18 protein-coding genes are annotated in these 24,419 nt (G+C 58.9%); 11 read left to right on the top strand and 7 right to left on the bottom strand.

Features of this window, described 5'->3' with window-relative positions:
* The 7 genes from ONB24_13610 to ONB24_13580 form a co-directional block, all read right to left on the bottom strand.
* Window positions 1-483 (bottom strand): RNA methyltransferase (locus ONB24_13610; protein MDZ7317149.1); only part of this gene is annotated, 483 nt, incomplete at its 3' end.
* Window positions 484-639, bottom strand: coding sequence for a hypothetical protein (locus ONB24_13605; protein MDZ7317148.1), 156 nt, complete (start codon window positions 637-639; stop codon window positions 484-486).
* Window positions 600-1,145 (bottom strand): GyrI-like domain-containing protein, encoded by a 546-nt coding sequence (locus ONB24_13600; GenBank protein MDZ7317147.1) that lies wholly within the window; start codon window positions 1,143-1,145, stop codon window positions 600-602. Before ONB24_13600 ends, ONB24_13605 begins: the two co-directional genes overlap by 40 nt.
* A 138-nt stretch (window positions 1,146-1,283) precedes the next feature.
* On the bottom strand, window positions 1,284-1,955 hold the full coding sequence (locus ONB24_13595) for a hypothetical protein (GenBank protein ID MDZ7317146.1): 672 nt from the start codon (window positions 1,953-1,955) through the stop codon (window positions 1,284-1,286).
* 62 nt (window positions 1,956-2,017) lie between these two features.
* Window positions 2,018-2,521 carry a nitroreductase family protein gene (locus ONB24_13590; protein MDZ7317145.1) on the bottom strand — a complete coding sequence of 168 codons (504 nt, stop codon included), beginning with the start codon at window positions 2,519-2,521 and terminating at the stop codon, window positions 2,018-2,020.
* Between the two features lie 37 nt (window positions 2,522-2,558).
* On the bottom strand, window positions 2,559-5,792 hold the full coding sequence (locus tag ONB24_13585) for an ABC transporter permease (GenBank protein MDZ7317144.1): 3,234 nt from the start codon (window positions 5,790-5,792) through the stop codon (window positions 2,559-2,561).
* Between the two features lie 20 nt (window positions 5,793-5,812).
* Window positions 5,813-7,948: a S46 family peptidase gene (locus tag ONB24_13580; GenBank protein ID MDZ7317143.1), complete on the bottom strand. Its 2,136-nt coding sequence runs from the start codon at window positions 7,946-7,948 to the stop codon at window positions 5,813-5,815.
* A 204-nt stretch (window positions 7,949-8,152) separates the two neighbouring features.
* On the opposite strand from ONB24_13580, the gene ONB24_13575 reads away from it, so the two are divergent.
* From ONB24_13575 to ONB24_13525, 11 genes are all read left to right on the top strand, one after another.
* Window positions 8,153-10,393: a DUF5060 domain-containing protein gene (locus ONB24_13575; GenBank protein MDZ7317142.1), complete on the top strand. Its 2,241-nt coding sequence runs from the start codon at window positions 8,153-8,155 to the stop codon at window positions 10,391-10,393.
* Between the two features lie 153 nt (window positions 10,394-10,546).
* The gene (locus tag ONB24_13570; protein MDZ7317141.1) at window positions 10,547-12,520 is read left to right on the top strand and encodes a T9SS type A sorting domain-containing protein; all 1,974 of its coding nucleotides are present in this window, start codon (window positions 10,547-10,549) and stop codon (window positions 12,518-12,520) included.
* 10 nt (window positions 12,521-12,530) lie between these two features.
* A complete protein-coding gene (locus ONB24_13565) occupies window positions 12,531-13,628 on the top strand; it encodes a redoxin domain-containing protein (GenBank protein MDZ7317140.1) in 1,098 nt (365 codons plus the stop codon).
* 235 nt (window positions 13,629-13,863) lie between these two features.
* Complete coding sequence (locus ONB24_13560) at window positions 13,864-15,144, top strand: Gfo/Idh/MocA family oxidoreductase (GenBank protein ID MDZ7317139.1); 1,281 nt, start codon at window positions 13,864-13,866, stop codon at window positions 15,142-15,144.
* Between the two features lie 62 nt (window positions 15,145-15,206).
* On the top strand, window positions 15,207-16,496 hold the full coding sequence (locus tag ONB24_13555; GenBank protein ID MDZ7317138.1) for a Gfo/Idh/MocA family oxidoreductase: 1,290 nt from the start codon (window positions 15,207-15,209) through the stop codon (window positions 16,494-16,496).
* Between the two features lie 65 nt (window positions 16,497-16,561).
* Complete coding sequence (locus ONB24_13550; GenBank protein ID MDZ7317137.1) at window positions 16,562-17,869, top strand: Gfo/Idh/MocA family oxidoreductase; 1,308 nt, start codon at window positions 16,562-16,564, stop codon at window positions 17,867-17,869.
* 20 nt (window positions 17,870-17,889) lie between these two features.
* Entirely contained in the window at window positions 17,890-18,825 is a 936-nt protein-coding gene (locus ONB24_13545) for a ThuA domain-containing protein (protein MDZ7317136.1), read from the top strand.
* A 5-nt stretch (window positions 18,826-18,830) separates the two neighbouring features.
* Window positions 18,831-20,186, top strand: a complete 1,356-nt coding sequence (locus ONB24_13540) for a Gfo/Idh/MocA family oxidoreductase (GenBank protein ID MDZ7317135.1) — start codon at window positions 18,831-18,833, stop codon at window positions 20,184-20,186.
* A 25-nt stretch (window positions 20,187-20,211) separates the two neighbouring features.
* Window positions 20,212-22,218, top strand: coding sequence for a HEAT repeat domain-containing protein (locus ONB24_13535; protein ID MDZ7317134.1), 2,007 nt, complete (start codon window positions 20,212-20,214; stop codon window positions 22,216-22,218).
* 188 nt (window positions 22,219-22,406) lie between these two features.
* A complete protein-coding gene (locus ONB24_13530) occupies window positions 22,407-23,093 on the top strand; it encodes a discoidin domain-containing protein (GenBank protein ID MDZ7317133.1) in 687 nt (228 codons plus the stop codon).
* A gap of 20 nt (window positions 23,094-23,113) precedes the next feature.
* Window positions 23,114-24,419, top strand: a 1,306-nt coding sequence (locus tag ONB24_13525) for a TIGR03663 family protein (protein ID MDZ7317132.1), incomplete at its 3' end; no start/stop codon positions are given.

The following is a 24,419-nucleotide window of genomic DNA, read 5'->3' as shown; positions in this document are numbered from 1 at the left end:
GGAGGTGCGGACGGTGCGCCGGCAATAGGGATTGGTGCAGGAGGGGCCGAGGAGAATGACATTCCAGCCGAAAGCAGCGGCGGTGCGCAGCAGGCCGCCGAGGTTGGTCGGATCGTTGATTTCCGGCAGCACGAGCAGGTGCGGCGCCGATTCGGGCTGCAGCTCATCGAGCGGCTGCAGCGGCGGCCGAAAGGCCAACGCCGACACGCCGCGATGAAAATCAAAGCCGACGACTTGGGCAATGATCTCCGCCTCGGCCAGGTAGATCGGGCAGCGATCCGTCGGCCACTCGCCGGAGGCGAAGCGCTGCGGCGTCATGAGCAGCGAATGGACCGAGAGGGGCGAGGCGAGCAGACGGCGTACCGGCAGCTCGCCTTCGACGGCAAACAGCCCCTCGCGCGCCGCCAAAGCCTTGTCTTTGAGATCGCGGTAGGGCAGCAGGCGCGGGTCATGAGGCGAAACAATCGTCTGCACCGAAGCCATTCAGAGTCCCCTGCCGATCTCGGTTTCCGCCGCCTCGATACCTGCCGACAGTCTGAACGAGACGCAGGCACGAACGCCGGCGCCGTCCGCTTCGGCCAAGCCGGCCGGCGGCCGCTTTATTTTTCTACCGGCATCACCGCCTCGACCGTGCCGCACCACTCGCCTTTGGCGTTCTGCGTCGGCAGGGTCACATAGCGCTGCATGATGGGGCCGACGATGCGATAGCCGCTGCTCATCACCGTGCCGATCAGCTTTTCATAGGCCTGCCCCATTTGGTCCGTCAGCGGGCCGGTATAGGTGATTGCGGCGACCAGCGGATAGTCGTAGGTGCGCTCCTCCAGCGGTTCCGCCGCATGTTGACCCTCTTCGAGCGGGAACCCCAGCAGCCAGTTGAGCTGATCGACCGGTGTGCTGCTCGGATCGTCAAAATAAATGCCGAAAATCTTGATGTCATATCCCATGTTTTGTGAAGCCGCCAGCTGATAGAGCCGCTGAAAGGCGTCGCCGTGCTGTGCATAGTCGCCCTTCATGATCAGCGCCGCATAGCGAAACGGAGCCTGCGGCTTGATTTCGACCGGTGAAAGCGTGATTTCGGCTTCTTGAGCGATGAGCGCAAAAAGCGGCGCAGCGATGATCAACAGCAGCACGAGCCGTTTCAACATAATGACCTCCTTGTTTTTTGTCCCTTTCCTTCAGGGCGCCTCGTTTTTCGGCCTTTGCCGAGCCATACGGCAGGATAGGAAAAGTCGCCTGACTGCGACGGCCTCGACTCATACGCAGTTTGGTCGCAAAAGATTCACTCACTCGCTGAAATCGATGCTGTAGCCGACGGTGACGAGGAGCAGATTGACCGGGGTTTCCCATCCGACTTGGGCGGTTCGGCGGTTGTTGCCGAGGGTGTAGGACACGGTTTTGCTGAAACCGGCGCGGCCGGCGTTGAGCCACTGCAGTCCGAGATAGGTGCGCTGGTTAAAGACCATGCCCAGCCCGAAGGCGTAGGCAAAGCCGTTGCTGCGGTTCATTTGGAATTCGACGATTTCGTACGAGGTCGAAGCCGTCGGAATGCCGCTGAGGAACGGTCCCTTGACGGAAGCCAGACCGATGCGGCTCAAAAGGAAGAGGGTCGCGCTTTCGCCGAGCGGCTTGTACCATTTCAAGCCGGTCATGGCGCTGATCGTTCCGTAGGCGCCGGATTCGTAGAGGTCCATTTCCAAGCCTTGGGTGAAGGTATTGCTCTCATAGTCGTTGGCGAGATAAAAGAGCGCGCTGGACCACGCCAGGCCGTCGAGGCCGGTCATCAGGTCGAATTCGGCGCCGCCGGTAAAGCCGATCTTGGCAAAGCCGACGTCGGCTTTTTGACGTTGGCCGGCAAAGTCGCCGGTCGGCAGGGCAAATCCGGCCGACAGGCTGAGGTACGGCCCTTGAGCCCAGGCCGCGGCCGATAGGAGGAAAAGCAAAAGAGGTTTGTTCATAGATCACCTTTAGCGGATGGCAAAGTGAGCGGCAGGCCTTGAGCGCCGCCGTGTGACGATTTTTATACATACACGACCAATTCTTCCTGCGGTCGACGGATTTTCGGTTTCGGAGCGTCCGCGGGGTAGCCGAGCGGCGTAAACGCGACCGGCTGCCAGGTCGGCGGATAGCCGAGCAGCTCGCGGGCGACCTGCGGGTCGAACGCGGCGACCCAGCAGGTACCCAGGCCCAGCTCCGCCGCCTGCAGGATGAGGTGATCGAAGGCGATGGTCGCATCTACCTCCGCATAGTTGACGCCGTCGCGGCGCGTCCAGGCTTCCTCGGGCACGGCAACGACGCCAAGGACGTACGGCGCCTGCACGAACCATTCGCGGCCATAGAGACGCTTGAGCGTCTCGCGATGCTTGGCGGTTTCGATGACGTACAGGCGGAACGGCTGGCGGTTGGCGGCCGTCGGTGCGATGCAAAAGGCTTCGACAACCCTCTCCAGCTTCATCGGCTCGACCGGATCCGGCCGAAAAGCGCGAACGCTGTAGCGATAATGGATGAGTTGATGAAACGTCATAGTTCCTCCTACCGAGTATGGTTCAACATCATAGAGATTATTCATGGCGTAATGCCGGTAAAAGGTCCTGGCGCAGGGCCGAATCGGCGGTGCGGTGCAGGGCGGCGGCGCCGACGGACGGGATGAGCACGATCAGCGCCCAAAGCGTCGGCGGCAAAGCCTCGCCGCGCAGCAGGTTGGGCGCCGAGGCGGTCAGCGCTGCGGTTGCGCCGCAAAATACGCCGGCAAGCAGCAGGGCTGCATGCTCGGCAAAGAGCATGCGGCGAATCGCCGGCCGTTGAAAGCCGAGCGCGCGCAGCAGCGCCAGCTCGCCGCGCTGCTCCATGACGCGGCGATGGACGAGCACGCCGAGTCCCAACGCGCCGATCATAAGGCCCAGGCCGCCGAGGACCATGAAAATCGATAGGTAAGTGTTGGTCACCGCATTGAACGCAGCCAGCCGTTCGCGTGTCGCGACTGCCTCAAAGCCGTAATCCTCCAGCGCCCAGGTTAACTGTTGTTCGAGTTGCGTGCGGTTCGCCTGAGGCGCATCGATGAGCAGCACCCGATAGCCGGACGTCGAGGGAAAGCGGCGGACGAAGGCTTGTTCATCAATGAGCAGATTGCCTTGAAAGATGGAATTCTGCAGTCCGCCGACAAGGCGCACGGCGAACGGCCGGCCGTACTCGTCGACATAGTGCAGGGTATCGCCGACCTGTTTGCCGAGTCCCCAAATGATGACGGTCTGGTCGGCGACGGCCGGAATGACCGCTTCCTCGCCCGAGGCCTGCAGCGCCGTCCACGGCGCTTCGGCAGGAACGCCGGTAGCGAGCTGGGCAAAGGAGAAGGCTTGTCGCTCGTGCAGCTTGATCGGGTCGACTCCGAGCAGCGGCGGCCGACTGACACGGTGCAGGTTCAAACAGGAGGCGTCGTCGCCTTCCTGCAGGCGCAGGGGCAAAACCGAGAATTCGGCGGACAGTCCCAGTTTTTCGCGTTCCTCGCGGTCGTTGAGGTCAAAAAGAATCGGCAGGCTGCTTTGGCCCCAAAAGGCAAAGCCGCCGGTGCCGGAAGCAGGGTCTTCGGCATTGTGCGGCGGCGACAAGCGGTGCGCGCCGACGGTAAGGGTCAAAAAGACGCCGGCGGCGGTGATGCCGATGACCGTCAGGCTGCGACGGCGGTTAAGGGCGATGTTGCGTCGTCCTGCGGCTTCCAGACCGGAACGCATCGGCCGCCGGGCGTAATGCAGAATAAAGCTGTCGACGGCAGCCATTAAAGCGATCATCAGGGACACGCCGGCGAGAAAAAAGGTCAAAAAATCCTGGGGCTTGTTGCGGCCGAAAAAGAGGGCGACGGCGGCGCCGGCGAGACCTAGCGCCAGGGCGGCGCGGCGGCTATGGTAATCGGCTGTCCGGAGCCTCGGCAGGCGCGCGAGGCCGCGATAGAGTTCGGCGGCGCTGAGGTTGGACGATCGCCGCAGCACGACGAGCAGCCCCAGCAGGGACACGGCCCAACCGGCCAAAAAGGCGATCGCCAAGGTTCCCAGGCGCAGATAAGCCTGTATTTCGGCGCCGACCACCACATCGCGCCAAACCGTTTTCAGCGCCAGCAGAATGAGGTGATGATACAGCAGTCCGGGCAGAATACCGAAGAAAGCGCCGGCAGCAGCGACGACTGCGGCTTCGGCCAACAGCATCCGTCGGATGCGGCGCCAAGGAAAGCCGAGCGAGAGCAGCAGGCCGGTTTCGTTCAGGCGGCGCTGCGCCTCGAAGGAAAAGAGCAGCGCCGTGAGCAAAAGCGCGGCGACGATGAGGAAAAAAGACAGGCCGAGAAAGAGCTGGGAAAAGCTGACGGACGGATCGGCGGCCTCGGCTCTATGCACCGGCTGCGGCACGAGTCCGATCTCAGCGGGCGTCAGTGCGGCGAGCAGAGTGCGGCGCAGCGAATCGGGGTCGACGCCGACAAAGCGCACGCCGGTCAGCTCGCCGAAGCGGTTGCTCCAGCTTCGGCACGCAAAGGCCATGGAGACGAATGCCTTCGGCGTGCCGCGGTAGGCGTCCCAATAGGCTTCGTCCTTGTCGCGGATTTTCTTCAGGTCGATGGGGAAACCGGCGTCCCAGTCGCGGCAGTTTTCGCGGCCGGACAGGCCGGGCAGGTCCGGCATGAGCGTAGGATCGGCAAAGCGGCCGGCGAGCGGCACGACGGCTTTGAGGCGAAACGTGCGGCTTTGCTCGGTCAGCTTTCTTCCGGCGCCGAGGACGAAATAGCTTACCGACAGTGTATCGCCGACGCGCGCCGCGAGGTCCTCGGCGGCCCAGCGGTTGAGAACGATCTCGTCGTCGCTCAGCTCAAACGGCGCCGGTTCGATCGCCGAAACGAAAGAGTAGGGCGTCGCCCGATCGCGCAGACGGATTTCATTGACCAAATAGGTAAACACCGGCTGGTGCAGAATCGGCAGGGAATCGACGGCTCTGAGAATGACCGGCTCGAGAAAAACGCGCTGCGAGCGAAGTTCGAGGGTCTGCGGCGCCACGGGAACGAGATAGAGCGACGCGTCCTCGATCTGCCAGGCATCGGCAAGCGACCGCTGCAGCGTCTCGGCGTTGCCGCCGCGGCTCAGAAGCAGGTTGGCGCGTCCGCCCAATTCGAGCTCGTCTGCGAGCGCGTCGCGGTTGACGAATACGGTAAACGGTTCGATCTGATGGGTCTGCAGATGGAAGCGGCCGCCCTGCTGAGGCGAAAGCACAGCGCGAATACGGTATCGACCGGCGACCTGCAGGTTTTCGAGCGCGGCAAAGGGAGCGTCGCGCGGCAGGGCCTGCGGCTTTTCGCAGCGCAGCAGCAGCTCGTCGCCGGGCGCAACGCCCAGCCTGGCGGCCAGGCGCCGGTTGACGGCGACCTCGCCCGGCTGCAGCGTCGCCGCCGGACTGTCGGGAAACAGTTCGGCGAACCTTCCGTCGACGCCCAGCACTTGGACGTCGTTGGCGCGGCGTTCGGCCGCCGGGTTAACGGCGGCGCCGCGCACCCGCAGCAGCGCCGCGGCAACAAAGCCGCTCCGGCGCAGATCCTCAGCCAGCTCGGCGCGGAAAAAACGTTCGCCGGTGTGCATCACCTGTTCGGCGCGGCCCAGACGCTCCTCCGCCAGACGATGCAGGCTGAAGCGCACCGAATCGCCGATGACAAGGGCGCCGGTGAGGACGGCGGTACACAGCGCCGCGCCCAAAAAGAGACCCAGGTGGGTGCGGCGATAGTGCACCAGACTGCGCAATAGGTATCGGGTCGGCGTCAGCGTCATGTCCGGCCGAAGAGACCTCTTTATTGGATGTCCATCTCTTTGAGCAGCCAGGTTGCGCCGGCAAACTTTTCGACGATAAAAAGCACGTAGCGGATATCGACCGAGATCGTCCGCTGCAGTTTTTCATCGTACTGCCAATCGCTGGTCAGCGCCTCATAGTTGCCGTCGAAGGCCAGGCCGATCAGCTCGCCGCGGGCGTTCATAACGGCGCTGCCGCTGTTGCCGCCGGTAATGTCGCATTCATGCAGAAAATTCACCGGCACGTCCCCGAGCTGCGCATCGTACCAGCGGCCGAAATCCTTTTGCTCATAGAGCTGCCGCAGCTTTTCCGGCGCATCGAAAGGCTCCGCGCCCGTGTGCTTGGCGATCACGCCGCTCAACGTTGTAAAGGGCAGGTACTGAACAGCATCAGCCGGTCGATAGCCTTTTACATAGCCGTAGGTAAAGCGCATCGTGCTGTTGGCGTCGGGGTAGATCAGGCCTTTTTTCCAAATGGAGACGGCCTCCAGATAGGCTTTGCGCAGTTCCTTGATCTGCGCGTTAAAGACGCGATTACGTTCCTTGAGATCGTCGAAAGCGGGATAGAGCGCCTTCATCAAATCGATTAGCGGATCTCCCAAGGCCTCGAGCTCTTTGGAGCTCTTAGAGAACAGCGACTTGGCAAACTCGACATCCTTCAGCTTGGTTTCGGCATAGGCGCGGTCGACAAAAGCCTGCGCGGCCGCCTCATCCGGAAATAGCTGATCCAGGACGGCAAGACGTTGGGAAGCGGGAAGATTGCGCGCCTTGTCCAACGCCCGCTTGAGCATGGCTTTATCTACAGGTTCCCAATAATTGTAGTAGCGCAGATGCAGACGATCGACCGTGTCTTTGACGTCTTTTTCTGAAAAATCGGGATCCCGCTTATCCTTCGGTTTTTCGCGCTCACGGACCGTTACATAGACCTGCCGCGCAATGCCCGGCAGGGTGCCCGCCTGCATGCTGAACAAGCTCAACACATCGTCCTTTTCGCGCGTCTCAGCCAGTTTAGCATAAAGGGCTTCGATTTGCGGCAGCACGCCGCCGTACTGCTTTTCCAGTTTGGGATCGGCGGCTAAAAAGGCCTTTAGCTCGGCTTCGAAGGCTTTTTTCTTTTCGACGAAACGGGTGCGCCGCATGCCCTCCACATTGCCCTGATAGTTTTTCATCACATTGTTAAAGCTCTTGTCCAGGTTGGCAACGCGGATACGGCCTTCGGGCGAGTCCTTGGTGAGGTCGTTCATGAGCTGAATCAGCTCCTGATAGTTTTCGATGCTGGAGGGATAGGCGTATTCGAGGTTCCATTTCACCGAGTGGGAGGTTCGCCAGCGGGTGGTGCGGCCCGGAAAGCCGAGAATGAAGGTAAAGTCGCCTTCGCGGATCGGTTGCGAAGCGATGCGCAGATAGTTCTTGGGCTTGAGCGGCACGTTGGCCGGACTGTACTTGGCGCCGCTGCCGTCGGGTCCCTGATAAACGCGCAGAAAGGTAAAATCGCCGGTATGCCGCGGCCACATCCAGTTGTCGATATCGCCGCCATAGTTGCCGACCGCCGCCGGCGGCGCGTAAACCAGGCGCACATCCTGATATTTCTTGTAGACGAACAGGATGTACTGCCTGCCTTCGAACATGGTGCCGATGAGGGCATAGAGGTCATCGCGGTCGCCCTCGATCTGGTCGGTCATCTGGGTGATTTTCGCGCTGATTTTGCGGTCCTTCTGCACGGGGTCTTTGACTCCCTTGGCCGCGGCCAGCACCTCATCGGTGACGTCGCGCATTTCCTGCAGGACATAGGCATAAACGCCGCGCGCCTCCATCTCTTCTTCGCGCGTGCGGGCTAGAAAGCCGTTGGTGATATAGTCGGCGTCCTTTGTCGACGCGCGCTGCAGGGCGCCGAAGGCGCAGTGATGATTGGTTACGAGCAGACCCTCAGGTGAAACGAACGAAGCACTGCAGCCGCCCAGCCAGACGATGGCGTTGACGATCGAAGGTTTGTCGGGACTGTAGATGTCCTCGGCGGTAATTTGCAGGCCTTTGGATTCCAGCTGCAGTTCGAGAAGTTGGGTCAGCAGCCACATCCCCTCTTCGGCCGACAAAACGGCCGCAAGCAGAAGCGTGATGACGGTAATAAGTCGTGTCATAACCTTGTCCCTTTGTTTTTAGGAATTATTGTTGCAATATAGTTAATCGCAAAACTAAAAATCAAGCAAAGTCGGTTTTCGGAATTTTCCCAACGACCTTCGACTTTCGACCTTGGACCTTTGACCGTGTTTTTCGATTTTTCCCGCTTGAAAATGGACAGGGGTATGCGTATACTGTAGCGGTCGGCAACGGAGGGTTTTGAGGTGAGCAGCATAAAGCTATGGACGGCGGCCATGTTCCTGCTCGGCGCATCGGCCGGTTGGACGCAAAAGATTTGGGAATCGAGCTCCCTGATAACGCCCTGGCAAAAGCAATCGCCTGTTTACGTCGAGCGATGGACGGTTCTCGAAATCACCCTTGAAGGGCCGAAAAAAGGCAACCCCTTTCGCGATGTACAACTGGAGGCGGTCTTTTATTACTATCAGGACTCGACGCGCGTCGACGGCTTTTACGACGGCGCCGGAATCTATAAAATCCGCTTCATGCCCGAGCGGGTCGGCGAGTACCGTTTTGTTACGCACAGCAACTCGCCGCTGATGGAGGGACAGCGCGGCACCTTTCTCTGTTACCCGGCCTCGCCGGGAAACCACGGGCCGGTGCGCGTCAACGAGACGGGCGCTTTCGCTTATGCCGACGGCACGCCGTACTATCCTATGGGCACCACCGCCTTTGCCTGGGTGCATCAGCCGCAGGACAAGCAGGAGGCCACGCTCACCTCATTGGCATCGAGCTCCTTCAACCGGCTGCGGATGACCCTTTTTCCCATGCATTATCTCTACACCACCAACGAACCGACCCTCTACCCCTTTCCGCGCAGCCGAAAAGGGCGAAACGAATTTTCCCGCTTTAGTCCGCGCTTTTTTCAACAACTGGAGCAGCGAATCACGCATTTGGCCAATCTCGGCGTGGAGGCGGACCTCATTCTCTTTCACCCCTGGGACCGCTGGGGCTATGCCGAAATGGACAAGGCCACCGACGACTTTTATCTCCGCTACGTTGTGGCGCGGTTAGCCGCTTTCCGCAACATTTGGTGGACCGTGGCCGCGGAATACGATGCCATGGACCGCAAAACCGAGGAGGACTGGGATCGTTTTTTCGAAATCCTTTATGAAAAAGACCCCTATCGGCACCCGCGCACGATTCATAATCGTCGGCAGCTGTACGACTATACGAAACCGTGGATCAGCCACTGCTCGGTGCAGGGGCTTTCCTGGGAAGAGCTGCCCGCGTTTGTGGAGCGAATCAAAAAGCCGGTGCTGATCGACGAACAGGCCTATGAGGGCAATTTAATCCCCAGCTGGGGACGGTATTCGGCGCAGGAAATCGTCCGCCGGTTTTGGGTTGCGGCGCTCGACGGTGCCTTTTACACCCACGGCGAAACCATCAAAGATCCGCGCAATGAATGGATCTGGTGGAACAAAGGCGGGACCTTGCAGGGCGAGAGTCCGGCGCGCCTTGCGTTTCTCCGTCAGCTGCTCGAAAATGCCCCGCGGTGGGGGTGGCGGAAGATTGCCGCTGATGCGGCTGCAGCAGGCGAGGAATTTTTCCTCTATTATTTCGGCGACGCCAAACCGGAGCGTAAGCAGTTCGATCTCTCGCCGTTGCGGGAATACGAAGCGGATCTCATCGACACCTGGAACATGACGATCGAGCCGCTCGGTCGTTTCCGCGGCGCCTTTGAGCTGCAGCTGCCGGCCAAACCTTACCTGGCCGTGCGCCTGCGTCAGATCGGCCTGGTCTTTCCGGCTGAGCCGGTCGAGTTGCTTTACAACGGCAATCTTTTCCTGCAGCAGGCCGTTGTGCAGCTGCGCCATCCCCGCTTCAGCGACATCCATTATACGCTTGACGGTTCGGAGCCGGACGCCTCTTCGCCGCGCTACGAGGCTCCGATCGTCATACAGAAGGACAGTACTTTGCTCCGCGCCGTTGCCTACGGCGCCGACGGGCGCAAAAGTCAACCGGCCGCGCGCCTGTTCCGCAAGGTGACTCCCATTCCGGCGCGACAGCTCAAAACGCCCAGGCGCGGCCTGACCTATCAGTTTTACCTCGGATTGTGGGAAAATCTGCCGGATTTCAACGACCTCAAGCCGCAAACCGTCGGTACGGCGGAAGCGATCGACCTTTCCTACGCCGAACAGGTCGACGCCTATGCGCTCGTTTTCGAGGGGTATCTGTTAGTGCCGAAAAGCGACATTTATACTTTTTCCCTGTTATCCGACGACGGCAGCAGGCTCTATATTGCCGGGCAGCCGGTGGTGGACAACGACGGCCGCCATCCGCCGCGTCGCCGCTCCGGGCAGATCGGTTTGGCCGCCGGCTACCATCCCTTCCGCCTCGAGTTTTTCGAAGCAGGCGGCGACGAGCTGCTGCAGGTCTATTGGGCTTCCTCGACCAGCAGAGAGGAATTGTTGGGCAAAGAGAATTTGTTTATCATAAAGAAATAGCCCTAGTAAGGCCGTAAGCGCGTCAGAAAGTCGCGAAAGACTTAAACGTTAGCGTTATCTTTTATACCTAAGGATCGGCTGATGCACAACTTGATTGAAAACGGGAACCGCGCTTTCTGTAATTACAAATTTCCAAAATGGAGGAAAGATTATATGAAGCAATGCCTTTGCATCCTGCCTCTCATGTTCAGCGTTTTCACCCTGCATGCAGAGGTTCAGGTGTACGGTGTGGTGAGCGACGAGTCGGGCGCGCCCGTAACGTCGGCAAGCGTTTACTTTATCGCCCAGACCGCCGGCGACACGGCCGCCGCCGTCACCGACAAGTCGGGGCGCTATCGGCTCACATTGAACTTGGCGCCCAGCGCGGTGCGGCGCTCAATGTCCGGCTTGACGGATTATCGGCTGCTGCCGAATTATCCCAATCCTTTCAATCCCTCGACGATTATACCAGTGGATTTAGCCAAAGAGGAACGAATCTCCTTGGCCGTATATAACGTCCGCGGCGAGCAGGTTGCCGAGTTGTTCCATGGCACTTTGCCGGCGGGAAGGCATCTGTTTCATTGGGACGGCGCCGGCGCGCCGGCAGGCATTTACTTTTGCCGATTGATGGCTCAAGAGGGTCGGGAAACGATCAAGATGGTACTGGCCGACGGCGGACATGCCGCTGTCAGCCTGCCGACGGCCTTGGCCAAGTCGGCCGTGCAACAGATATTCACGATCGTGGTGCAAAAGGAAGCTCTGATCCATACAGTCGATGAAGGGTTCCTAATCGACGACAAGCTGAACGAAGTGGAAAAGAATTTGACCCTGCCGGAGTTAAAGACCCTGGCAGCCGTTAATCGTCGGGTTGGCTATCAGACGATCGAGGGGTTCGGGGGTTACGGCGGTTTTGCCAATTGGTACAACAGTCCCGAGTTCGTCGACCTGCTGTTGAACGATTTGGGGCTGACCCTGCTGCGCACCAATGTACCGCCGTCTTTGGAGGCGGTCAATGACGATCAGGATCCGCATCATTTCAATTGGGAAGGCTTTTCCATTCAAGCCGGAGGCGACGAATCGCTCAGCCGGCGCATCGATTATTTGAAAGCCATGACCGCACGCGGCGACGTCAAGATCATCTCCTCGGTATGGAGCCCGCCGGGCTGGATGAAAAAGAGCGGCCAGACGGCCGGAAAACGTGAAGATGCGCCCGATCCCTACTCGACGGACTGTGCCTTGCGCGACGACATGTTCCAAGAGTTTGCCGAATTCATCTGCGCCTATCTTTTGCTGATGAAGCGCGTGGTGGGGATCGAGGTCTATGCAATCAGCCTGCAGAACGAACCCGCCTTTGAGGAGCCGTACGACTCGTGCGTCTACAGCCCCGAAAAGCTTGCCAACCTGATCGCCGTCGTCGGCGAGCGGATGGAGCGCGAAGGCCTTACGACCAAGATCTTTACGCCCGAAGATCTCGGCTATCACGCGCGCGTCATGTCTTTTGTGAAAGCAGGCATGAACAATGCGGCGGCGCGCAAGTACATCGGCGCCAATGCCGTGCACGGCTATGCGCTCGACGGCAAGACCGGCCAAGGCTACCAGGCGAATCAATGGCGTGAGCTGTACGAGGCCGGGGCTCCTTACGGCATTCCGCTGTGGATGACCGAGACCTCGGGTTACAGCAACGATTGGCAGGGCGCCCTCAAGATGGCGCAGTCCATTCACTTTGCCCTCTATTACGGCCGAATTTCCGCCTGGCTGCACTGGTCGCTCAGCGTACCGGAAAACAATCCTGCCGCTTTTCCTTACGGTCTCATTTTGGGCCGCGACATCAAGACGGCGCGCTACAACGTTTCGAAACAGTACTATAAATTCATTCGTCCCGGCATGGTGCAGCGGCAGTCGAGCAGTTTCGACGAGGATGTGTTGATCGTCTCTTTTCAAGATCCGGCGACCGACCGGTGGGCGATCGTGCTCATCAATCGCGGCAAACCCATTAAAAAGATCCGCCTAATGGGCGAGGGGCTTCCGCAATCCTTCACCATGTACCGTACTTCGGCGTATGAAAACTGTTTTCGCATCGGGTCGGTTGCTCTGAGCGAGCCGATCAACCTTTTGGGCGAGTCGATTTCAACTCTGGTCAATGAATAGGAGCAAGTTTATGAGGATTCTGATGGTTTTGCTTTTGGCATCTTCAATACTAGCTGCCGACGAGGTCCAGCCTTTGGCCGTCGGCGCCAAAGCGCCGGATTTTAAACTGCGCGGCGTGGACGGCAAAACCTATACGCTGAAGAATTTCAAGGCGGATGTGCTGGTGATCGTCTTTACCGCCAACCATTGTCCGACGGCGCAGGCTTATGAGCAGAAGCTCATTCAATTGGCGAAAAAATATCCGCAGGTCGATTTCGTCGCCGTTTCGTCCAACGCGCCGCAGGCGTTGGCATTGGAAGAGATGGGCTATACGGATCTCGGCGATTCGTTCGAAGACATGAAAAAGCGGGCGCAGGAGCTCAAGCTGCCGTTCCCCTACCTCTATGACGGCGACGAGCAGAAAGCGGCGCGGGCCTATGGGCCGCAGGCGACGCCGCACGTCTTTATTTTCGATAAGGAGCGGCGGCTGCGCTATCAAGGCCGCATCGACGACACGGAAAATCCGTACATCCCGGCGCAGTCAAAGGACGCGGAAAATGCCGTCGAAGCGCTTTTGGCCGGCAGGCCGGTTCCGGTGGAGCAAACCAAGGTTTTCGGCTGTTCGATCAAGTGGCGGGAAAAGGCGGCCTGGGTGGCCAAGCTGAATCAAGAGTGGGCGGCGCAGCCGGTCGACGTTGCGCCGATCGACGAGGCGGGTATCCGCGAGCTGGTCAAGAATCCGACGCAAAATCTGGTTCTGCTCAACGTGTGGGCGACCTGGTGCGGGCCATGCGTCGTGGAATTTCCGGAGCTGGTTGCGATTCATCGCAGTTACCGCAACCGCAAAGTAGAGTTGGTGACGCTGAGCGCCGACAAGCCGCAGCTCACGGACAAAGTCAGAGAGTTTCTCAAGCAGAAACAGGCGGCGGTGCGCAACTATCATGCCCAGGTCGATGCTTACCGACTGATCGAGGCGGTCGATCCGCAGTGGAGCGGCGCTCTGCCCTACACGATGTTAATTGCGCCGGGCGGCGAGATCCTTTTCCGGCACATGGGACTCATCGATCCGTTGCAGGTTCGTAAAGCCATTATTGAACGCATCGGCCGTTATTACGCAGACGATAAATAGTTATTTTTCTGCCCCCTTTTACAGCGCCCCTCAGGCCAAAGTCGTCGATCTGAGGGGCGTTTTGCTTTTCGCCTGCATTACCCGGATCGTCAGATTCGTTGCTTTTGTAATTTCGCCTTCTGCTGTAAAACAGTGTCATATTCAACTTTTTCAATTGCTTTGAGCAGGTTGAAGGACTATATTTAAACGATTTCGTATCAACAAAAGGGTGGCGTGAATGATCAACGACAAAACTATGGACAGACGAGAATTTTTCAGCAGGTTGGGCTTGGCGGCGGCGCCTTTGATTCTGCCCAGCGCTCTTTGGGCAAACACCGGCAAACGGACGGCCCTGGGCGCCATTCAAGTGGGCGTGATCGGCGTCGGCAAGCAGGGCGGCGGACTCTTGGGCGGCTTTTTGCGCCGCGATGAGGTGCGGGTCGTGGCCGTATGCGACGTCGATCGCGAAAAACTGGCCGAGGCCAAACGCCGCGTTGAGGAATATTATAGCAATAAATTCAAGCGAACCTATAAGGGCTGTCGGGAGACGATCGATTTTCGCGAAATCGTCGAAGCGGACGACATCGATGCCGTTGTCATCGCCACGCCCGATCACTGGCATGCCCTGCCGTCGGTCCTTGCCATGCGTAACGGCAAAGACGTCTATTGCGAAAAGCCTCTGAGTCTCACCATTGCCGAGGCGCGGCTGATGCGTGACGAAGCGCGGCGCACCGGCAGAATTCTGCAGACCGGCAGTCAACAGCGCTCCTCGGATCATTTTCGTTTTGCCTGCGAGCTGGTGCGCAACGGCTATATCGGCGAGGTGAAAAGGGTACGCGTTTCCATTGCCACCGGCTTTTTGCCTCATCCCATCGAATGCGACCTGCCGGCAGAGCCGGTGCCCGAGGTGCTCGATTGGGACCGTTGGCAGGGACAGGCGCCGGAGCGGCCGTTCAACGCCATATTGGCCCCGCCGATCACCTTTGACGGGTTTCCGGCGTGGCGAAACTACCGACCCTATTCGGGCGGCGGCATGACCGATTGGGGTGCGCATCACTTTGACATCGCGCAATGGGGCTTGGGCCGCGACGGCAGCGGGCCTGTGGAGATCATTCCGGCCAAGCTCAGCGACAACGGCTACCTGACCTATCGTTACGACGACGGCATCGAAATGACGGCCGACTTTGAGGACAATTTCATCCGTTTCGAAGGCACGCACGGCGCCGTACAGGTGAACCGCGGCTATCTACGCACCGAACCGCAATCGCTGCAGTCGGTCACCCTCAAGCCGAGCGAAATTCACCTTTATGAGAGCAAAGATCACATCGGCGATTTTATTTCAGCCGTCCGGAAACGGCATCTGCCGATCTGCGATGTTGCAGTCGGCGCAGGCTCGGTGATCGTCTGCCATCTCGGCAATTTGGCCGAGCAGTTGGGCAGGACGCTGCGCTGGGATCCGGTCAACGAGCGCTTTATCGACGACGACGAGGCGAACCGCCTCTGCAGCCGCGCCCAACGAAGCCCCTATAGGATTTAAGACGGCGTAATCGCCATTTAAAAGCCGTCGGCGTTTCATCCGTTTAAGATGAGGACAGCATTTTGAACCGAAGAGAATTTCTCGGCATCGGTCTCCGCGCAGCGGCGGCGCCTTACATTTTGCCTGCAGCCGTCTTGGGAAGAGAGGGCATGCCGGCGCCCAGCGATAGGATCACCATCGGCTGCATCGGCGTCGGTTGGCAAGGAACTTCCAACATGGAAGAGTTCCTGGAACAGAAGGACTGTCGGGTGGTGGCGGTCTGCGATGTTGATAAAAAGCATTTGGCGAATGCCCAGGCGCTCGTCAACCGCGCCTACGGCAATCACGACTGCCGCGCTTATCACGACTTTCGCGAGCTGTTGGCGCGGCCGGATATCGATGCGGTCATGCTGGCGCTGCCCGACCACTGGCACGCGCTCATCGCCGTAGCGGCGGCCAAAGCCGGTAAAGACATCTATGGCGAAAAGCCGCTTTCGCACAATCTCAAAGAAGGACGCGCCATCGTCGAAGCGGTCGAGCGGAACGGCCGCATTTGGCAGACCGGTTCCTGGCAGCGCTCCGAGGCCAATTTCCGCTTTGCCTGCGAGCTGGTGCGCAACGGCCGCATCGGTCGCGTGCACACCGTAGAGGTGGGTCTGCCGGGCGGACACACCGACTTTGCCGGAACCTTCGGCAGGCAAAAACTCGAACCGCCGCCGCCGGAACTCGACTATGAGTTCTGGCTCGGTCCGGCTCCCTACGCACCCTATGCCGTGGAGCGCGTGCACAAAAACTGGCGCTGGCATCTCGATTACGGCGGCGGTCAGCTCATGGATTGGGTGGGACATCACAACGACATAGCCCATTGGGGATTGAATCTCGACCGCAGCGGGCCGATCGAAGTCGAGGGCGTAGGCGAATATCCCAAGGACGGCTTTCGCAATACGGCCACCCGCTACCGCATCGTCTGCAAATATGCCGAGGGGGTGGAAATTATTCTGGCTGGCGGATATCCGGAAATTGCTTTCGGCACCAAGTGGATCGGCGATTTGGGCTGGGTTTATGTCAGCCGCGGCGGCGTCATCAAAACGCAGCCCGCTTCGCTTCTGCGCGAACAATTCGGACCGGAAGAAGTGCATCTCTATCGTTCGCCCGGACATTTTCGAAACTTTTTGGACTGCGTCAAATCGCGGCAGGAGACGTTGACTCCGGCCGAAACGGCCCATCGCGCCGCCACGCCCGGTCACTTGGGACAAATCGCCATGCTGTTGGGACGAAAAATTCATTTCAATCCGCAAACAGAGGAAATAATCGGCGATGAAACGGCCTCGCGCATGTTGAGTCGCCCCTATCGTGCGCCGTGGAGCCTTTAGAACGACAAGCCCAAGATTCCGCGGCGGGCGAAATTCTGACCCGCAGTTAAAACGTGGGGTCGCAAATGAAGCGCAGAGAGTTCATTAAAAGCGGTTTTGCGGTCGCGGCCGGTTTGACCGCACCGATGATCGTTTCGAGTCGCGTGCTCGGCAGAGACAATGCAGCGCCGAGCGATCAAATCACTCTGGGCTGCATCGGCGTCGGCAGCATGGGCAGCGGGCACGTGCGCTCCTTTCTCGGCCAGCCGGACGTCCGCCTCGTTGCGGTCTGCGACGTTCGGCGCGAACACCGGCAACGCGCCAAAAAGACGGTCGACGAACACTATGGAAACAGCGACTGCCGCGAATATCACGACTATCGCGAGCTTTTGGCGCAGCCGGACATCGACGCCGTAATGATCGCCACACCGGACCATTGGCATGCGCTCATCGGCATCGAAGCGGCGCGGCAGGGCAAGCACATGTACTATGAAAAGCCGCTGAGCCGCACGATCCGCGAGAGCCAGGCGGTACGCGATGCGGTGAAAAAGAGCGGCGTCGTCTTTCAGTTCGGCACGCAGCAGCGATCGGATCAAGAGTTCCGCCGCGCTGTGGAGCTGATTCGCAACGGCCGCATCGGCGAGCTGCTGCGCGTCAAGATCGGCTCCGCTTCCTATGAACAAATTCCGCGTCCCAAAGAACAACCGGTGCCCGAAGGTTTCGACTATGATTTCTGGCTCGGCCCGGCACCTTATGCCCCCTATTCCTACGAACGCTGTACCCGCCAATGGACGCTGATTTCCGATTATTCGCTGGGCTGCGTCAGCGGCGCCTGGGGCATCCATTCGGTCGACATCGTGCAATGGGTCAACCGCTCGGACCATGCAGCGCCCGTCTCCGCCGAAGGCAGCGGCTACTTTCCCACGGACGGCCTGTTCGATACCGCCCGACATTTTGACGTCACGCACTATTACGCCAACGGCCTCGAGCTGCGGCACATGGACATGCACACCGCCAAAAAGACCGCCTGGCAGTTCGGCCTCTTTTGGATGGCCATTCTCTTTGAAGGCACCGAAGGCTGGATCTATGTCGGCCGCGGCTTTATGGATGCCCGTCCCAAATCCCTTTTAACGGAAAAGCTAAAGCCGGATGAAGAGCGGCTTCCGGAAAGCCGCAACCATCACCGCAACTTTCTCGATGCAATCCGCGGCCTGACGGCGCCGATCAGCCCCATCGACGCTGCTTTCTACAGTGACATTGCCTGCCATCAGGCGCACATCGCGATGGTTTTAGGACGCAAGGTTTGTTGGGACAATCAAAGCGAACGGTTTGTAGACGATCCCGAAGCGAATCGGCTCATGAGCCGCGCCATGCGCAGTCCCTGGCAGCTTTGACTGTTTTAGGAGAAACGCCGATGAAACTTGAAAAGCATCTGCTGTCCCTGTTTTTGATCATTGCCCTTTTCCTGGTCGTTCTTTCGCAATGGGCGGTTGCCGAAATAACGCCGGAGGAAAAAGCCAAAATCGAAGCGGCGGTGCCGAAAGAAGCTTTTGCGGCTCCGCAAAAGCCGCGTCGCTTGCTGGTCATGAACCTCAACCTGCGCGACAGCAAACCCTCCGCCGGTCACCGTTCGACCGAATGCGGCAATTACGCCCTGCAGCTCATGGAGCGCACCGGCGCTTTTCAGGTCGTTTTCAGCAACGACACCCTCATGTTCCGCGCCGAAGCGTTGCGCGAATTCGACGGCATCTGCTTTTTGAACACGGCCGGCGTACTCTGCAACGATCCCACGCTGCGCATGAACCTGCTCGACTTTGTCTCGCGCGGCGGCGGCTTTGTCGGCATTCACGCGGCGGCGGCGACGTTCGTCCAGTGGCCGGAATATTGGCAGTTCCCCGCCTTCGGTCAGATGCTAGGCGCCTATGAAGACGGCGGGCATCCGTGGAAGCCGGATGAAACGATCTGGCTGCGCGTCGAGGAGACGAATCATCCGCTGACGAGCATGTTTCCGCAAAGCCCCTTTCCGATTCAGGACGAGGTCTTTCAATTTCGTCAACCCTACTCGCGCGATCTGCTGCGCGTGCTGTTGTCCATCGATACGGATAAAACCGACATGAATCCCCAGCGCCGCTTTTTGCCCGAGCGGTGGGCGGATCGTGATTTTGCGATCAGCTGGATTCGGCCATACGGCAAGGGCAGGGTTTTTTATACCAGTCTCGGCCACAACGCCGACATTTATTGGCATCCGCAGGTTCTGCGGCATATTTTGGCGGGCATTCAATATGCGCTCGGCGATCTGCAGGCGGACGATGCGCCGAGCGTCCGACTTGGACCATCAACCAAAAGGTGAGGCTCATGAAGCGGAGAGAGTTTTTGCGCGGCAGTCTGGCGGCAGTGGCGGCGCCGTTGATCGTACCGTCGTCGGTCTTGGGCCGCGAGGGGCATGTTCCGCCGAGCGACCGCATCGTGATGGGCTGCATCGGCCTGGGCGGCCAGGGAACCTACAACATGCGCGCCTTTATCAGCCAACCGGACACCGAGATAGTCGCCCTGTGCGATGTGGACGAAGGAATCGACGGCAGCATCGTGCGCGGCCAACAAACTCAGGCGGTCAACGGTCTTCGCCAGGCGGTCGAGAAAGCGGTGCAGACCTATGCCGATCTCGGCCGTACGGTTTCGGAGGACCGCTTTGCTCAGTATATCGATTATCGTGAACTTTTGGCGCGACCCGACATCGATGCGGTGACGATCTGCACGCCGGATCATTGGCATGGTCTTATTTCCATCGCCGCCGCCGAAGCGGGCAAGGACATCTATTGCGAAAAGCCGCTCGTCAATTCGATAGCGGAAGGGCGGGCGGTCGTCGACGCGGTCAAGCGGTACGGCCGCGTGCTGCAGACCGGCAGCCATGAACGCTCCAACGACTCGGTGCGGTTTGCCTGGGAGCTGGTCAAAAACGGCCGCATCGGCAAGCTTCGGGAAATACACGTCAACATGCCGAACAGCGATCCGCATCATATGGAACTACGGCAGGATCGCGGCGATCATCCGGAAATGCCCGTACCCAAGGGCTTTCACTATGACTTTTGGCTGGGGCCGGCACCGGCGGCACCCTATACCCTCAAGCGCACGCATTTTTGGTGGCGATTCATCCTGGACACCGGCGGCGGCGAAATGACTGACCGCGGCGCCCATATCATCGACTTGGCGCAGTTTATCCACGAAAGTGACGATTCCGGGCCGGTAGAACTGCGCGCCGAAGGCAAACAGGTCGAAAGCAAACTTTTTGATTGTTTCATCGAATACGCCTTTGAATGCACGTATGCGGACGGCGTCAAGATCATCGGCACCAGTACCGGCAATCGCGGCCTCAAGCTGGTAGGCAGCGACGGCTGGATCTTTATCCATATACACGGCGGCAGGCTCGAGGCGTCGCATCCCGATATCCTCCGGCAGAACATCAGCGCTGCAGAGATTCACACCGAGCGCAGTCCCGGTCATCATCGTAACTTTCTGGACTGCGTCAAAACGCGGCGGTTGCCCGTTGCACATGCCGAAATCGGCCATCGCACGGCAACCATCTGCCATTTGCTGAACATTGCCATGCTGACCCGCAAGCCGATCCGCTGGGACCCGGTCAAAGAGACCAGCGATGACCCGGACATCAATCGCCTGCTGGCGCGTCCCATGCGTTCGCCCTGGCAACTTTAGGACTGTACGATAAAAGGAGATGAAAATGTTGCGTAACCTTCTAATTTTACTGTTTTTGACAACCATCGGCCTTGGCGCTGATTTTCAACAGACATTGTCAAAAGTGGCCGCATACAATTACGGTGACAGTCGCGAAACTTTGAGCGAATTGTCCGACATGTTGCGGCAAGCCTCCGGCGATGCGGCCAAGCTCGCCGCCTACGAAAGCGCCATGCTGAAGGTGCTGGCCGATCCCAAGACTACCTTTGCCGCTAAACAGTACCTGTGCAAAGAACTGAGCATTATGGGCACCGAGGCCTCGGTACCGACTCTGAGCAGGATGCTTTACGATCCCAAAACCGCGGACATTGCCCGATACGCGCTGGAACGCATTCCCGGCCAGGCCGTCGACCAAGCGCTGCTCAAGGCGGTCGGTAAAACCAAGGGCTTGGTTCAGATCGGCGTCATCAACAGCATCGGCGAAAGGCGAACCGCCGGTGCGGAAAAACAGCTGGGCAAACTGCTGAGAAGCAAAGATCCGCAGGTGGTTGCCGCTGCTGGGGCGGCACTCGGCAAGATCGGCACTCCGGCTGCTTCTGAACTGCTGGCCAAAGCATTGAACACCTCGGCGGCTCGCTCAGCCGTTGCCGATGCCTACCTGCGCGCCGCCGATCACCTCCTGGCTGCAGGAATGACGGCGCAGGCCGAGGCTGCCTATCGTCGCCTTTTTGACCCCAAAGAGGCCGTTCCATTGCGGTGCGCGGCGTTGACCGGACTGGTGCGCACCGTCAATGACCCGACGGCTCTGCTCCTGCAGGTTCTGCAGAACGAACCGGCCGAGCTCAAAGCCGTAGCGGCGAGTCTTTTGCATCAATGCAAACGCCCGATCGACCTGAAGGCGGTGGCCGCCGAGCTGAACCATTTCGATTCACTGAGCAAGGTACAGGTGTTGACGGCGTTCCGCATCAAGGGCGACCCTGTGGTGCGCGAGGCCGTCTTGGCCCAGCTTGACGATCCGATGACCGAGGTCAATACGGCTGCAGTAGCGGCTTTGTCGAGCGTCGGCACTGCCGAAGATGTCGCCCTTTTGGCCAAGCTGGCAGCGGAAGCTCTGGAACCGATCAAGTCCGCCGCCAAAGAGAGTTTGGCCAAGCTGAAAGCTCCCGGAACCGATGAGCAGATCATAGCCGCGCTGGAGAGTGCCGAAGGCGCCGTGCTGACGACCTTGATTGAGGCGATCGGCGAGCGCAACATGGACGCTTCGGCCGCTTTGCTGCGCTTGACCCGCAGACCGGACGTGCGGGTGCGCGTGGCGGCATTCAAAGCTTTGGGACAGGTCGCCAAGCCGGACGATCTGCCGCGGTTAATCGATGCTCTGATCCTCTGCTCGGCGGAAGCCGATCGTCGCGAGGCGGAGCGTGCCGTCACGGCGACGGCCAGACGGATTCCGGAGACGGACAAACAGGGCGACGCAGTGATTCTGGGTCTGCAGCGGGCGGGCACCCCGGCCGCCAAAGCCTCGCTGATGCTCGTGCTGGGGCGCATCGGCGATCCGGACGGTCTGCCGATTCTGCAGGCGGCGCTGAAAAGCAAGGACGCGGCTGAACAACGTGCCGCAATTCTAGCGCTCAGCGAATGGCCGACGCCGGCGGCGGTCGATGATCTTTTGAATGCTGCCAAGACGCTCAAAGACGAAAGTCTGCGCATCCTGGCGCTGCGCGGTTTCATCACCCAAATCGGCCTGCCTTCGGAGCGCAGCGCCGCCGAAACGACCAAGTTCTATCAGACGGCCTTGGAATTGGCATCCAACCTGCAGGAAAAGAGGATGGCAATGTCGGGTCTTTCCAAAGTGCACAGCGTCGAAGCATTTGACTTGGCGGCGCAGTATCTCGACGATCCTCAGCTGAGGGCCGAAGCGGAATTGGCGGTGCTCGAAAATGCCGGCCATCTCGGCGAACAGAAAACCGAAGCCCGCAAAGCCGTCATTCGCAAAATCGGCGAAAATACGCAGGACGAACGGATCAAGCGCGCCGTCGAATATCTGTTGCAGTAACAACCATTCCTGATCGACTTTAAAGGCGGAAAGCCGTTTTCGGCGCGCGCCTTGGCAGTCATGCTGAGAGGCTTTGCGCCAAGGAACCAAATAAAACGAAAAAGGTTCAACAGTCGGCATTTAGATTGTAAAATTGCGAAAAATTTGCTATTTTATAATCAAATAATTTTTGTAAGGAGATCGTGCAGATGAAATTTACGTCCCTGTTTTGTATTGCTGCTTTGCTGATCGGTTTGATTCCGTTGATGCCGCAGGCGGCCGCCTTGGCTGCGGATCAAAAGCTGGTGCCGATAAACATCGAGCTGCCCAAACCGATGTTCGTCGGCACGCCTACACCCATGAAAGTGGAAAGGCTGGAAAAGCCCACCGGTAAACCGCGTCCGCCGTTTCTCGCGCCGGAAGGCACCAAGAACGTCGCTCTCGGCAAGCCGGTCACTTCTTCCGATGATCTGCCGGTGATCGGCGAGCTGTCAATGATCACCGACGGCGACAAAGAGGCTGCCGACGGCTCCTATGTCGAGCTCGGACCCTTTAAGCAATGGGTGCAGGTCGATTTGGGCGCGCGCCACGCTATCTATGCGATCGTAATGTGGCACTATCACAAGCAGCCCCGCGTCTATTATGACGTAGTCGTGCAGATTGCCGACGATCCGGATTTCACCAAGAACGTCGTGACCGTCTTTAACAACGACATCGACAATTCTTTGGGTTTCGGCAAGGGTGAAGATTGGCATTATGTCGAAACCAATGAAGGCAAGCTGGTCGACTGCAAAGGAACGATCGGCCGTTATGTGCGCGCTTATACGGCCGGCAACACCAGCAACGATCTCAATCATTGGATCGAGCTCGAGGTCTACGGCAAACCGGCAAAATAAGTGCCCGAGATGTGCTAGTCATGTCTTTGAATTTCATTACATTGCGCCGCCTCCGAGCGGCGCTTTTTGTTTGCGTCCTACTCGCCGCTGCCGGCCTTCGTCTGCCGCACCTGGCGCAGCGGCCTCTGCACACCGACGAGGCCGTGCATGCCGTCAAATTCGGTCTGCTTCTGGAAAAAGGCGACTATCGCTACGATCCCCACGAATACCACGGACCGGCGCTCGTCTATTTTACGCTCATTCCGGCTGCCTTGCGGCGGCAATCGACTTTCGCAGAACTCGATGAGGTCACGCTTCGCATCGTGCCGCTTTTCTTCGGCCTCGCCTTGACGGCGATCCCCTTGGCTTTTCGCCGACTCTTGCCCAAAGGCGCCGCTTTTTGGGCAGCGCTGTTGACCGCCGTATCGCCGGCGATGGTCTTTTACAGCCGCTATTACATCATGGAAATGCTCCTGGTCTTTTTCACCGCCTGCTTTCTCCTGGCGCTCTGGAAATTTCTCACCCAAGGAGGAATACTTTGGGGAGCAGCGTTGGGGCTTTCCATGGGACTCATGCACGCTTCTAAAGAGACCTGCATCCTCTCTTGGGCGGCTGCAGCCGTGGCCGTAGCCTTCCTGGCGGTCGGAAAGAAGACAAAATTTTCGTGTGCCAAGCTCGAGGTCAAAGCTATCCTTGTTGCGCTTACGGCGGCTTTACTGGTTTCGGGGCTGTTCTTTTCCTCATTCGGAAAAAATCCGCACGGCATCTTTGATTCCGTGATGACTTATGCCGTCTATTTTTCCCGCGGCGCCGGTCACGGCTCGGCGCACGTTTATCCATGGTATACCTATCTAAAATGGCTGCTGTGGAATCATACTCCCGGCAAACCGCTTTGGACCGAGGCGGCAATTATCGTTCTCGGTCTGGTCGGCTGCACCGTTGCCTGGAAAACAGAGCCTGGGGAATCGAAAAATTTTAACCTTTTTCTCTGTCTTTATACATTGGTGCTAACGGCGATCTATTCGCTTATCCCCTACAAGACGCCCTGGAGCATGCTCGGCTTTCTGCACGGCTGGATTCTTTTGGCTGCCATCGGCATCGATGCGCTTCTTAGCCGATTGATGGGAAGACAGAAACTCGCGTTTGCGGTTCTCTTTTCCTCTTCCCTTCTACATCTCGGCCTGCAGGCCGTTCAGCAGAATCGACAATATGACACCGATTCCTCCAACCCCTATGTCTATGCCCATACGCATCGCGATCTATTCCGCCTGGTGCAGGCCGTAGAACAGCTCTCTGCGGCTTCTCCGTTGGGCAATGATGAGTATATCGAAATCATCTGCCCGAACG

It is taken from the genome of candidate division KSB1 bacterium (genome assembly GCA_034505495.1).
GTDB lineage: Bacteria > Zhuqueibacterota > Zhuqueibacteria > Residuimicrobiales > Krinioviventaceae > Fontimicrobium_A.
This window is presented reverse-complemented; position numbering and strand designations above follow the sequence as displayed.

What these genes read in the sequence shown, in the direction of transcription:
- ONB24_13600 (MDZ7317147.1), bottom strand. Translation starts at nt 1,145, where the DNA reads ATGTTGAAACGGCTCGTGCTGCTGTTGATCATCGCTGCGCCGCTTTTT.
- ONB24_13540 (MDZ7317135.1), top strand. Translation starts at nt 18,831, where the DNA reads ATGAAGCGGAGAGAGTTTTTGCGCGGCAGTCTGGCGGCAGTGGCGGCG.
- ONB24_13590 (MDZ7317145.1), bottom strand. Translation starts at nt 2,521, where the DNA reads ATGACGTTTCATCAACTCATCCATTATCGCTACAGCGTTCGCGCTTTT.
- ONB24_13560 (MDZ7317139.1), top strand. Translation starts at nt 13,864, where the DNA reads ATGGACAGACGAGAATTTTTCAGCAGGTTGGGCTTGGCGGCGGCGCCT.
- ONB24_13550 (MDZ7317137.1), top strand. Translation starts at nt 16,562, where the DNA reads ATGAAGCGCAGAGAGTTCATTAAAAGCGGTTTTGCGGTCGCGGCCGGT.
- ONB24_13565 (MDZ7317140.1), top strand. Translation starts at nt 12,531, where the DNA reads ATGAGGATTCTGATGGTTTTGCTTTTGGCATCTTCAATACTAGCTGCC.
- ONB24_13570 (MDZ7317141.1), top strand. Translation starts at nt 10,547, where the DNA reads ATGAAGCAATGCCTTTGCATCCTGCCTCTCATGTTCAGCGTTTTCACC.
- ONB24_13595 (MDZ7317146.1), bottom strand. Translation starts at nt 1,955, where the DNA reads ATGAACAAACCTCTTTTGCTTTTCCTCCTATCGGCCGCGGCCTGGGCT.
- ONB24_13585 (MDZ7317144.1), bottom strand. Translation starts at nt 5,792, where the DNA reads ATGACGCTGACGCCGACCCGATACCTATTGCGCAGTCTGGTGCACTAT.
- ONB24_13535 (MDZ7317134.1), top strand. Translation starts at nt 20,212, where the DNA reads ATGTTGCGTAACCTTCTAATTTTACTGTTTTTGACAACCATCGGCCTT.
- ONB24_13545 (MDZ7317136.1), top strand. Translation starts at nt 17,890, where the DNA reads ATGAAACTTGAAAAGCATCTGCTGTCCCTGTTTTTGATCATTGCCCTT.
- ONB24_13580 (MDZ7317143.1), bottom strand. Translation starts at nt 7,948, where the DNA reads ATGACACGACTTATTACCGTCATCACGCTTCTGCTTGCGGCCGTTTTG.
- ONB24_13530 (MDZ7317133.1), top strand. Translation starts at nt 22,407, where the DNA reads ATGAAATTTACGTCCCTGTTTTGTATTGCTGCTTTGCTGATCGGTTTG.